The 12,140-nt window shown below is 68.2% G+C and carries 8 protein-coding genes and 2 pseudogenes; 9 read left to right on the top strand and 1 reads right to left on the bottom strand.

Annotation, left to right across the window (positions count from 1 at the left end):
• The first annotated feature begins 5 nt into the window (after positions 1-5).
• Positions 6-1,976 (top strand): phosphocholine-specific phospholipase C, encoded by a 1,971-nt coding sequence (locus tag OG798_RS52240; RefSeq protein WP_328759859.1) that lies wholly within the window; start codon positions 6-8, stop codon positions 1,974-1,976.
• A 49-nt stretch (positions 1,977-2,025) separates the two neighbouring features.
• On the opposite strand, the pseudogene OG798_RS52235 reads toward OG798_RS52240, so the two are convergent.
• Positions 2,026-2,224 (bottom strand): annotated as a pseudogene (locus OG798_RS52235) (restriction endonuclease); the annotation flags it as partial.
• Positions 2,225-2,928: 704 nt separating this feature from the next.
• On the opposite strand from OG798_RS52235, the gene OG798_RS52230 reads away from it, so the two are divergent.
• From OG798_RS52230 to OG798_RS52200, 8 genes and pseudogenes are all read left to right on the top strand, one after another.
• On the top strand, positions 2,929-4,524 hold the full coding sequence (locus OG798_RS52230; protein WP_328759858.1) for an Hsp70 family protein: 1,596 nt from the start codon (positions 2,929-2,931) through the stop codon (positions 4,522-4,524).
• The gene (locus OG798_RS52225; RefSeq protein ID WP_183126867.1) at positions 4,521-5,576 is read left to right on the top strand and encodes a hypothetical protein; all 1,056 of its coding nucleotides are present in this window, start codon (positions 4,521-4,523) and stop codon (positions 5,574-5,576) included. The genes OG798_RS52230 and OG798_RS52225 overlap by 4 nt, the downstream gene beginning before the upstream one ends.
• Positions 5,563-6,783 (top strand): patatin-like phospholipase family protein, encoded by a 1,221-nt coding sequence (locus OG798_RS52220; protein WP_328759857.1) that lies wholly within the window; start codon positions 5,563-5,565, stop codon positions 6,781-6,783. The genes OG798_RS52225 and OG798_RS52220 overlap by 14 nt, the downstream gene beginning before the upstream one ends.
• Positions 6,780-8,738, top strand: a complete 1,959-nt coding sequence (locus tag OG798_RS52215) for a dynamin family protein (RefSeq protein ID WP_328759856.1) — start codon at positions 6,780-6,782, stop codon at positions 8,736-8,738. Before OG798_RS52220 ends, OG798_RS52215 begins: the two co-directional genes overlap by 4 nt.
• Positions 8,735-10,279 (top strand): dynamin family protein, encoded by a 1,545-nt coding sequence (locus OG798_RS52210; RefSeq protein WP_328759855.1) that lies wholly within the window; start codon positions 8,735-8,737, stop codon positions 10,277-10,279. The genes OG798_RS52215 and OG798_RS52210 overlap by 4 nt, the downstream gene beginning before the upstream one ends.
• A gap of 597 nt (positions 10,280-10,876) precedes the next feature.
• Positions 10,877-10,972: pseudogene (locus tag OG798_RS56930) on the top strand (IS21-like element helper ATPase IstB); the annotation flags it as partial.
• A gap of 144 nt (positions 10,973-11,116) precedes the next feature.
• Positions 11,117-11,704, top strand: a complete 588-nt coding sequence (locus OG798_RS52205) for a winged helix-turn-helix domain-containing protein (RefSeq protein WP_328759854.1) — start codon at positions 11,117-11,119, stop codon at positions 11,702-11,704.
• Positions 11,697-12,131 (top strand): DUF1707 SHOCT-like domain-containing protein, encoded by a 435-nt coding sequence (locus OG798_RS52200; RefSeq protein ID WP_328759853.1) that lies wholly within the window; start codon positions 11,697-11,699, stop codon positions 12,129-12,131. The genes OG798_RS52205 and OG798_RS52200 overlap by 8 nt, the downstream gene beginning before the upstream one ends.
• Positions 12,132-12,140 lie beyond the last annotated feature (9 nt).

Raw genomic sequence — 12,140 nt, 5'->3', positions numbered from 1 at the left:
CTCCCATGACCGAGATCAGCCGCCGCTCCTTCATCGGCACCGCCGCGGCCGGAGCCGCCCTCGCGGCCGGACTCCCCGGCACGGCCGAGGCCGCCGGCAACGACGCCCGCCACGGCAGCATCGCCGACGTCAAGCACGTCGTCATCCTGATGCAGGAGAACCGCAGTTTCGATCACTACTTCGGCACCCTGAGTGGCGTACGGGGCTTCGCCGACCGCCAGGCGGCCGTCCTACCGGGCGGCGACCCGGTGTTCCGCCAGCCCGCCAGAGGCCGCAAAGAGGGCTACCTCCTGCCGTTCCGCATGGACACCACGAAGTACAACGCACAGAACGCGGGCGGCCTTCCGCACGACTGGGACACCGGCCACACGGCCGTCAACGGCGGCGCCATGGACAAGTGGGTCCCCGCCAAGGGCGAGCGGACCATGGGCTACTTCACCCGGCAGGACATCCCCTACCAGTACGCGCTGGCCGACGCCTTCACCCTCTGCGACGGCTACTTCTGCTCGCTGAACGGCCCCACGGACCCCAACCGCCTCTACCTGTGGACCGGCACGGCCGGACCCGGAGTCGACGGCACCACCGGCCCGTGGACCGACAACACACCGGTCACGGGCAACCCGGTGGCCGACTGGACGACGTACGCCGAGCGCCTGGAGGAAGCCGGGATCAGCTGGCGCGTCTACCACAACCCCGACGGCTCGGACGACCGTTACGGCGACTACGACGACAACGCCCTGTCGTACTTCAAGCAGTTCCACGCGTTTCCCAAGGACGATCCGCGCTATGTCAACGCCATGACGAAGTTCGACCTCACGGCCTTCGACCGGCACTGCAAGGACGGCACTCTGCCCACCGTCTCCTGGCTGGTGGCGCCCTACCTGTTCTGCGAGCACCCGAACGCCAGCCCCGACTACGGCGCCCACTGGGTCGACACCGCGCTGCAGTCGCTCTTCAGCAACCCGGAGGTGTGGAAGCACACCGTCTTCCTGCTCATGTACGACGAGAACGACGGGTACTTCGACCACGTCATACCGCCGTTCCCCGAGCCGGGCACCAAGGACGAGTTCGCGAACGGCAAGCCCATCGGCCTGGGCAGCCGGGTGCCGTTGTGGGTCGTGTCGCCGTGGTCGCGCGGCGGCTGGGTCAACTCCCAGGTCTTCGACCACACGTCGGTGCTGCGCTTCCTGGAGCGGGTCACCGGTGTGCGGGAGCCCAACATCTCCGACTGGCGGCGCACCGTATGCGGCGACCTCACCAGTTGCTTCGACTTCGGCAAGCCCGACTACAGCATCCCGACGCTGCCCGACACGGTCGCCCTGATGGCCAAGGCCGACGCCGGCAGCTCCCTGCCGCCGGTCAAGGTGCCCGACCAACAGTCCATGCCGGCGCAGGAGCAGGGCCGACGCCCGCACCGCGCACTGCCGTATCGTCCGTGGGCCGACGTCACGGTCGACCGGACCACCGGCAAGGTCACCTGCACGCTCACCAACGACGGCAGCGTCGGCTACCACTTCAGCGTGCTACCGAACGTCTCGCTGCCCTTCACCGGCACGCCCTTCACGGTCCCGCCGCACTCGTCCCGCACCTATGTGTGGGACGCCGCCGAAACCGACGGCCGCTACGACTTCTCCGTGTACGGCGCCGACGGTTTCGTCCGCCGCTTCTCCGGCACCGTCGTCCGCGCGGGCCAGGACGATGTGGCGGTGCCGTCGGTCACGGCGGCCCTGCGGCACTCCGGGCAGCCGGAGCACGCCTCGCTGGAGCTGGAGCTCCGCAACGCCGGTGGCACCGAGGCGGCGTTCACGATCACGCCGAACGACTTCGCCGGCGAGGAGCGGACCGTGTGGGTCGGGGCCGGCGACCGCACCCGCCTGACGTGGCGCACCGACGAGGGGCGGTACGACGTGACGGTCACCGCGGCTACCGGCACCCGGTTCGCCCAGCGGTACGCCGGAACCGTCCACACCGTGTGAGACACCGCCGGGTGGGACCTGGCGCCGCCGACGGCGGACCGTCCGGGCCCACCCGGCATTCGGGCGTGCCCACCGCGGAGCCGGCGGGCCGTTGCGACGGTGCCTGCACTGGATCGCCCAGCATCGCCCACAGGGGTCGGTGGCCTTCACATCCGCGCCCAGGTCCCCACCGCCCACTCGAACCGCGCCCGGCAGCCGTCAGAGCGCGTCAGGTCCCGCGGCGCAAGCCCCTGGGCGCGTACCGCTTCATCAAATGCGCCGGTCACCGCCCCGCGTTGACGGTCGCGACCAGAACGGTCGCCACCCACGGTGCCGCCGCGCGGCTCCTGTCTGCCGCCGTCCATATCCGCGCCGGGCGTTTGCGGCCCTTGGCCATGTCTTGCCAGTGCGCCGCGCGGGCGTACTGCTGAACTTGCCGGTTGGGCCATCTGTTTTGTCGTCCCGGCCGGACGCGGCCTCCGAAGGCGTCTCCCAGTCGAGCTCCGGCTCCGACGTGGGTGGTGGCAGAGGTGGAAACAGTCGGCGGCCTGGAGGGCCTGCGGCGCGGTGGTGGCCGCCGCATCGGCGTAGGCGCCAGAACGGTGCCTGGGCGAGACGGACGCCGGCCCGACCCTCGAGGCCATCTCGACTCACCCAGCACACCGCGCAGCCGCTCCGTGACCCTGCCGTGGCGGCGAGTCAGCCCCGGGACCTGCTCCACGAACGTCCGCCGCCCGCGCCGCGCTCGCCGCCTACTGCACGCCCGCTCAACTCACCGCCGAGCTCGTGCAGTTCTCCGCCCAGGAGGTAGACGGCCCAACGAGTCCACCACCGTCATGTCACGTCACGTGAACCACCAGCTGTAGTACTAGACATGAGCGAGAAACCTATACATGGGGCCATCAATCCGCTCATAATTCGATAACGCTTCAAGCTGGGCTATTGCGTCGCTCGCACCGGGGGGAAACGGGGAGTGCATGAACCAGTCCTGGTCGTAGATTTCGGTACAACGTCGACGGCGGCGGCCCTCTTGGTGGACGGGCAGCTGGAATTGCTCCAGGAGCCCGCAACCGGAAGACTCGGCTGGCCCTCTTCGGTGCTGGTGGACGGCGAGGAGATCCTGGTCGGCTCGTTGGCGACTCGTCGCAAAGGAGTCCGGTCGGCCAACTACCGCTCCGAGATCAAACGGCTACTGAGCCACAATCAGGCAAGCGTGATCGACGGGCGACAGTACTCCCCTGGCGAGTTGGTGACGGCCATCCTGGCCACACTGCGCAGGGAGGCCGAGGCCGTACATGGTGGTCCGGTCACACACGCTGTGCTGACGGTACCGGCGGCGTACCGCACGGGCGACCGACGGAACGAACAAATGATCAGCGCGGGGGAAGCGGCTGGTTTCACCGCCGTGGAACTGCTGCCCGAACCCGTCGCAGCCGCGCTGTCCACGCCGTCCGGACAGCCTTTCCAGCCCGGCGATCTGGTGTTGGCGTACGACTTCGGCGGCGGCACGTTCGACGCCGCGCTGGTCCATGTCGGCAGCAGGGACCACGAGGTGGTGGCCAGTTCGGCACTCGAGGACTGCGGCGGCTACGACATCGACGAGCGGGTGGCCGCCCACCTGTGCGCGCTCCACGAGGACATCGAGAAGCTGTACAACGCCACCAACCGGGGCCGGCTCGAGGTGATGGACGCGGCGCAGGCGTTGAAGCACCAGCTCAGCGACCGGCCCGACGGGGCGGAGGAGATCAAGTCTCTGGGCGTCGAAGTGCTCCTGACCCGTGAGCAGTTCGACGCCTTGGTCGGGGACCTGGTCGACCGGACCGTCGAATGCTGCCGGGCACTGCTCGATTCCTCGGGATATGCGGCGGAGCACCTCAACGGAGTCTTCATCGCGGGTGGCAGCTCGCGCATGCCGCTGGTGGCAACGGCCCTGGAGGCGGCGTTCGGTTCGGCGCCCCGTACCGCCCGGGACCCGGAACTCGCCGTCGTCCGGGGCGCCGCCGCCTGGGCGAGCCGCGGTGAGTCCCGCTCCTGCATGCCGCTCGACTACGTGGCCGACGAGGAACCACTTCGCTGGGACTTCCCCGGGGGCGTCGGCACGCTGCTCGACTGGAACGTCGAGGAAGGAGCGGGCTTCTCGGCCGGGGACGAGCTGGCCCGGGTACGGCTGCCCAATGGCACGCTGGTCCGGCTCAGGGCGGAACACTCCAGCGTGCTGCGCGCCAGACACGCACGCCCCGGTGACCGCGTCGAGTCAGGTCACTGGCTGGCCACCACCGAGCGGCGGGGCTTCCCGCACTGGGCCACAAAGCAGTTCTACGTGTCCGCGAAAGTGAGGCTGTGCGTTGCCACCAGCGACGGCGTGCTGTTCGTGGCGGTGAGACATCAGTGCTGGGCCTTCGACATGATGACCGGGACCTGTCTCTGGCAGAACTCCTTCGCCTATGAAAGCAGGACCGTGCAGACCATGGAGGTCTCGGACGGTGTCGTGAAGATCACCTACGGCTATAAGTACTCCTCCAACGTGGAGAGTGTTTCCCTCAACGCGGCTACGGGCGGGCGGCGATGACAGGCGCTCACGCCGAACTCGACTTGGTGCTCCGGCACTATCCGGTAGCACAGGGCAGGATCGCCAAGGAGTTGCTGCAACGGGTCCTCGCCGAGATCGATCAGACCAGTCGGCTGGTCGAAGAGCGGGCGGGGCGCTCGCGCATCGCGCGGCTGGTCGGAGCCGTCGGGAAACGGGGCCGCGAAGAACAAGCCAAGGTTGAGCGCGATCTGGTGGGCCACCAGCGGGAGTTGGCGCTGCGGGTCGACAGCCTGCTGCGTCACGGTATGGCCGTCGACGCGGATGTGGCGGTGATCGCTGGACATCTCAGGCGTACCCAGTATGTGGCCGCACACGCCGAACACAGCGTCCGTCGGGCACAGGCCGGCCTCGCCGACCTTGCCGAAGCGGTGGCCGCCCTGGCCGACTACGCGGCCGATCTGGAGACGAAGCTCCAAGGCCGCATCGACACACTGGACTTGGCCATGGTCCGGCTGGAGCGGCGGGTCACCACGCTGGAGGTGAAGAACGCATCCGACCGGTCGTTGAAAGCCTCCCTGAGGACGTGGCAGAGCGGCGCGACCTATCCGGGACTTCCATGGACCTGCCGGGTGACCTTGTTGGCCCAGGAGGTCTTCACCGGACCCTGCGGCCACTACGAGCAGCTCACCGCCGACACTGCCTACCGTCGTAACCTGGTCGAGGCCGTCCTCGACACCGGCCCCGTGTCGTGGAGCGAGCGGAGGTCTGTCGCGGAGATCCTCGCCGAGACCGCGGACGACATCGGCAGCGGCGACCTCGCGATCCTGGTTGCCGAACTGCTGGGCGCCGGACTCGAACCGCCTCTCGACGTCCGACGCGGTCCCGTCGTCAGCAGACTGCGCGACCAGCTCACAGGGGAGCGGACCGACATGCCCTCCTCCTGGGCGCCTTCGAGGCTCACCGGTGCCGGCTTCCTGCACCAGGTCGTCAACGAACAGGCGGACACCGCTCTTCAGGCACGCCGGGCCGCGTCACCCCTTGCGGAGCGGGCGACAGCACAGGGAACGGAGCACGGCAGTGGACCCAGCTGAGGTCGCGAGGATCGCGCGCAGGGTGGGGGATCGTGGGGCATCGGATGCCGCCTCGCCCTCCTACGGCTCCGGGGCGCCGCTGCCCGGGGGCCAGCCGCGCGGCCTGCGCGATCCGGTGGAGGCCTTCCGGACATCCGGGGTCGCCGACGATCCCAGACGCCGACCGGTGGGGCTGGTACTGGCTGGCGGCGGCGCCAAGGGCGCCTACCAGGCGGGGGTGGCCCGGTTCCTGGCCGAATCGGGAGTGCAGGTCGTCGCGGTCGCAGGGGCGAGTATCGGGGCGCTCAACGGCGCCGTGCTCGCCGCCGCCCCCACGCTGGGCCAGGGCGCAGAGCTGCTGTACAAGGTGTGGCGGCATGTCGCCGAGGAGACCGGACCGCCGCCGTTCACGTCCGGCGTTGCGCTGGATGAAGGGACGCTGGAGCAGCTGCTCAATCTTCCGGCTCGGGCGCTCGGCCCCATGCTCCGGCCAGGGTTCCTCGACGACCTGCTGGCCCGGTACGTGGATCCCGGCGGGCTGCACCGTGGCCTGCCGATGTATGTGACGACCTTCCGCGGCGTCGACCCGGCCCTGGTCCCGTTGAGCTGGCGCGACCTGCTGGAAGTACGCGAACTCGACGGCCCGGTGCGGGCCGCCGGGAGGGTGCGCGTCGGCTGGGCCGTCGACATCATCCGTTCCTGGGCGTTCAAGGCCAGGTCGGACTGGCTGTACATCAACGACCTGCCCTTGCGGACCATGCACAACGTGATCCTGGCGAGTGCCGCGATACCGGTCGTGATGCCGCCGCGCAACGTCGGTGGTGTGCCCATGCGCGACGGGGACCTGCTCGGAGGCGGGAACATGCCGGTCGGGGCGCTCGTCGGCCGCATCCCCTGCCGTCGGATGATCGCCGTGCACCTCAAGGCGCTCCCGCTGTTTCACCCAGGCGAGTACGCGGACCACGAGGTGATCGAAATCCGGCCCAGCAGACCGCTGGAGCCGAAGGGACCGGTGGGCGCGCTGAGCGCCGTCCTCGACCTGTCGCCCGCTCGGGTCGACGCACTGTACGAGACCGGCTACGACGACGCGCGCGAACAACTGTCCCGGGCCTGGGCCGAGGACGCCGTGGGCCAGGTCGCGACCTTCATGAACGAGCACCGTCGCAGCGCCGTCGCCGAACTGGGAGAGCCGTTGCACCGCATCCCGTCCGAAGGAGACGCCGAATGACCGCCACCTTCGACGAACTCCGCGAGGAAATCCTCAGCCTCTGCGCCGACCTCGACGCCCGGACCGACGGCCGGAACGTTCCCCACACTGCGGAACGCCTGCGGCAGGCCGCGGCCCGGCTCACCGACGGCAAGTTGGTCGTCATCCTCTGCGGCGAGTTCAAGCGCGGCAAGTCCACGCTGCTCAACGCGTTGCTGGACCTGCGGATCCCGCTGTTCCCCGTCGCTCCCACGCCGAAGACCAGGCTCATCACCTCTGTCGCCTACGGCGAGACCGAGCAGTATTTCGCCAAGGTCACCGGCCCGGACGGAGCCACCGAGCGCAAACCGATCACCCGCGAGGACATCGAAACCTACGTGGGCGAACCGGACCACGCCGGCTCGGCAGACCACGCGGACGCGGTCATGGTGGAAATCCTCCTCCCCGACCGGCGTCTCAAATCCGGTCTCGTTCTGATGGACACCCCGGGGGTCGGCGGCATCCACCCCGTGCACTCCAAGATCACAGAGCACGTCCTCCCGACGGCCGACGCCATCGTGTTCGTGGCGAGCGTCACCGAACCGCTACGCGAGGCAGAACTCGACTTCCTCTACGCAGCCGGAACACTGATGCGGGCATCCGACACCCGGGACGGCCTCCTGGTAGCCCTCAACATGATCGACACCCGGACGGACTACGCGGATCTGCTCACCGAGACCCGGCGCCGTGTCGCCGAACGCACGGGCAGAACCCTGGCCCAGACACCGGTGCTGCCCGTCTCCGGGCTCCACAAGATGCACTACCTCGACACGGGCGACAAGGCGTTCTTGGAAGAGAGCGGGATTTCTGAACTGGAGGCGGCCCTGTGGAAGCAACTCGCCGACCGTCGGATCAGGGTGCTGCTGGGCGGGACGCTCGCCGCGGTCGAGGAGACGGCGAACGCCATGGTCAATCCTCTGCGGGCCGAGGAGGCGAGTCTGCGCGACCGCACCGGAAGGAGACTGGCCGAGCTCGAGGAGGAGACCACGGCCTCGCACGCCCGGCTCGTACGGCTCCGGGAGGAAAGCGCGCAGTGGCGGACCGACATCCATGAGCAACTCGCCGAACTCGGGCGGGAGATGACCCAACGGGCCTCGCGGATCTTCGACGAGATCTGGCAGCGCGGTGAGACCGAACTCCTGGCGCAGGAGTGGTACCTGACCCGTCCGGCACGCCTGGAGCAGCAGCTGAACAGCGAGTTCGCGCTCGCGATGAGTGGCGTCGACGAATGGGGCGGCCGACGGGCCACCGCCATCCAGCAGGAGTGCGCGGCCCGCTGCGGACTGAAGCTGAGTACCACTGTCCTGAGGCACACCGCGGCGGTCTCGATCGTCAGCCTGCCGTCGTTCCAGACACTCAAGGCCAAGACCCGCAAGATCCGCCACGACGTACCGGAGACCCGGAAGACCATCGGCGGCGGATATGTCAGCCGGACCGGAGGAAAACCCAACCTGCTCCAACGCGGTGCCATGGCCATCGCCAAGGAACTCGGCAAGGGCGCGGAACGCGTGACCGCGAAGATGGTCGGCGTCAGCTACATGCCGGAGACGACGATCACCTCCGGAGCCGGAAGCTACTACACGACGGGCAAGGAGGGCATCTCCCCGGCGAAGCTGAGCAAGCGCCGCGCGGAACTGCTCGAGGTGCTTCGGGAGGCTCGTCCCCGGCAACACCGGACGACCGTGGCGGCCGTAGCCGAACAGATCGAGGACTTCACGGAGGCGATCACCGCGGAGATGGACAGTCTCATTGCCCAGGAGCTGGAGACCCTCGACAACACCCTGCCGCTACTGGAACAGGCTCGTACGCGTACCGAGACGGAGGCCCGGAGCCGTCTCAGCGAACTCGCCGCCGAGCAGCAGCCGTTCGTCGCAGCCCTGCAGGCCGTCGGGCGTCTCTCGGAAGAGGTCGAGGAACTGCCGGGAACGGACTCGTGAGCGGCGGAGTGGCCGACCGGTTCCGGCAGACGCTGGCCGAGGCGATCCAGCGGCTCGACGGCGCACCCGAACTGGCCGGGCTACGGACCACGCTCGCCGAACGCGCCGGGCTCCTCGACGCGAGGATGCGAGTCGCCGTGGTCGGACGAATCTGCCAGGGAAAGTCCACCCTGGTCAACGCGCTCCTCGGGAAACGGCTCACACCCACCGGAACGCTGGAGCTTTCCTACAGCATCAACCACATCCGCTACGGCTCGCCGCCCACCATGACCGTTCACTTCAAGGACGGCACCTCCACGTCGGCCAGTCTCGAGGAGCTGGAGAAGTACGCGGCGCGCCGCGACGACAACCGCGAGCTGCTCTCCTCAGTCAAGTTCCTCGACGTGGTGTCCGACCAGCCTTACCTCGTCGGCTTCGACCTGATCGACACGGCAGGCCTGGACTCCATCTGGGGCGAGGACTCCGAGGGGACACTCGAGTTCCTCCAGCGCTCCCGCGCCGAGGTGCGGGCTGAGACGGTCGAGGCGTCCACTGAGGCGGACGCGCTCCTGGTGATGATGAGCCACCGGGGCATGGCCGAGAGCGACCAGGAGATGCTGCGCACGTTCCTCGGGCCTGAATCGGCCTTCCGCTCCCCTGTGACCACGACAGCTGTCATGACCAAGGTCGAGGATCTGTGCCCCGCGAACGACTCCCCCTTCGAAGCAGCTCGACAGATCATCAGCACAATGCTGACGAAGCCGAGAGTCCGCGAAGTGCTGTTCGAGATCCAGCCGGTGTGCGGCCGACTCGCGGAAAGCGCCGCCACCCTGGACGAGTCGGACCTCTGCGATTTCAAGACACTCGCTGACCTGCCCGCCGGCCAACTGGAGACGGCACTGCGCGGCGCGGACATGTTCTGCCGCCCCGACCGCGGTCTGCCACTCGCCCCCGGTCGCCGCAAGCAGCTGTACGACCGCTACACCGGATACGGACTACTGATCGCCACTCGGCTGCTACGCGACGGCGTTGACTCCGTGACCGAGTTGCGGGAGCTCCTCGACCGGCACAGCGGCTTGGAAGAGCTCCGTACCCGGCTCACCAACCACTTCACCCACCGCGCCGACCTGCTGAAAATCCGGATCACCGCGGAGCTGCTCCACCAAGCCGACCACCGGCTGCGTCGCCACCTGAGCGACCCGGACAAACATCGGCTGGACGCCTCTGCCGCCCTGATCGGTGCTTTCGTCGGCGAAGAGCTCGGACTTCGGGAACTGGACCTGTTGCAGCGCGTCGTCACAGGCGCGACAAAACCCGGCGAGCGGGACCTCGACGACCTCCTGAACGCCATCGGGGAACACGGCCGGGCCGCGCACCAACGTCTCGGCCTGCCGAACACCGCCTCACTGACGGAGCTTCGGGACCGCGCGGTGGAACTCTCCGACCGGTGGCGTCTGCGTACCGAACTCGGTGACCGGCACACCGCCCGTGTACTGCACGACCGATACCAAAACCTGATCCAGCACATCGACGCAGCCCGACACCACCTCGAGAACCCGTGACGCGACCGGCACCGTCCATGACGTTGCTATAGCTTCTGGGGTGCCTATCACCCCAGACCAGCGTCCGACGCCCGTCAGGTATCGGCGGGCAGTCGGAGGGTGGCGGCGCGCAATCCGATGAGGACGGCCGCCAAGGGCGCGCCCTTGAACTAGGGCGTCAGTCCGAGGGTAGACATTTGATCGACGTATCGCTTCGGCCGGGTGAATGTGGCACCGGCCGAAGCCAGAAGTACTGCCGACATGAGTGCGGCGACGATGGCACAGGCGATGAACATGCGAGACCTCAACTGTTTGACGGGGTCTGGTGACTACACATCGGATGACCTGGACGGTCGTGCTCTGTTTCGCAAGTGGGCTTGGTGATCATGCGGTCGTGACCGGTCTCCGGCTCATGGACGCGAGACGGCTCGCCGTTGGGCTGGGCCCCCGGGACGGGCCGCCGGGTAGCGGAATGCGCCAGGGCTGGGCGGTGGCGGCGGCACTGTCGATCACGACCTGCGTGAGCGGCATGACATCGACGGCGTACTCGCTGTGTGTCGGCACCATCGCGTCGACGTGGGTGAGAAGTCCGGCCTCGGAGGCTGAACAGGTGCGCCGGAGTCCTTCAGCGGCTGGACGAAGACCTTCACCGGCACCGAGTCCTACCGCCTCGCACACACCAAGGCGCAAGCCCAGCAAGCCGCAGCCGGCTGACGGGGCCGCCCAAGTATCGCACCAGCCCCGCGTCCGGGAGGGAAACCCCTCCCCCGCCGGGCATCAACAGTTGCAACTGGCCGCGCTCGCCTGCTGGTTGTAGAATTTTCCAATTAGTGAAGACTTGTGCAATGAGGGGGATGGATGAGCACGCAAGGCTCCGGGGCGTCACCCCGGCGGTGGCACGGTGTACACAAAGCGCTCGCCGATCCCCTGCGCATCCGGCTCCTGGAAGCGTTGTGGGAGATGCCACAGTCCGCACGCGAACTCGCCGACCACGTCGACCTTCCACCTGACCGGCTCTACTACCACCTCAATCACCTCGAACGGGCCGGGCTTGTCGAGATCGCCGAATACCGGCCGCTGGCCCGCGGCAAGGTCGGGCGGGTCTATACCCCCGCGGTGACAGAACCCCCCAGCGATGCTGCGAACCCCGAAGAGATGGCTGAGTTCCTCGGCTCGATGCTGGACGCCACCCGGGCCGACATCAACGCTGCCTACCGGTCCAAGCAGGCTGGAGGCCGCCGGGAGGTCGACCTGCATCGTGGTGCGCTGAGGTTGACCGACGAGGCGCTCGCTGAGCTGCGCGGTCACATCGAACGGCTCGCCACCCAATTCGGGGACCGGGACGCTCCAGGGGTGTGGACGCGGGTGGTAATCGCGGTAGTCGACCTGCAAGACCGCCCATCCCCGGACGCCACTCCCCCGCGCCTGCGAGGTCGCCATGAATGACAGCGAGGAGCACATCACCAGCCCCGCGTTACGAGCCTCGGACGCCGAACGCGACCAGGTCGAGGCGCAACTGCAACACCACTACGCAGTAGGCAGACTGACACTTCCCGAACTTGAAGAGCGGGTGGTCGCGGCCTACGAAGCGCGCACCCGCGAGCAACTCCATGTCCTCTTGAGCGATCTGCCGGGCGAAGAGGAAATACCTGCGTCGCCCATTCGTTTGATCGACTCCCGCCTGCTGATCGTCCTGCTGCGCGTCTCGCCTCCCGCGGCGCTCGTTTACTGGCTCGTCTCCCAACGCTCGGTACGTCGAAGGAACCCACGGCCGCAGGCCCTGGAGAGTGCTCGTGAAGGTGGAGACCTTAGCTACTTGCCCCTGAAGAAGTCCGGGTCTGCCTCTGGGTTGTCCTCTGGGGAGAGCTGGTGAGGGCCGGGC

Origin of the sequence: Streptomyces sp. NBC_00271, assembly GCF_036178845.1 — a bacterium.
GTDB lineage: Bacteria > Actinomycetota > Actinomycetes > Streptomycetales > Streptomycetaceae > Streptomyces.
Note: the sequence above shows the minus strand (reverse complement) of the source record. Positions and strands in the feature narration are given on the sequence as shown.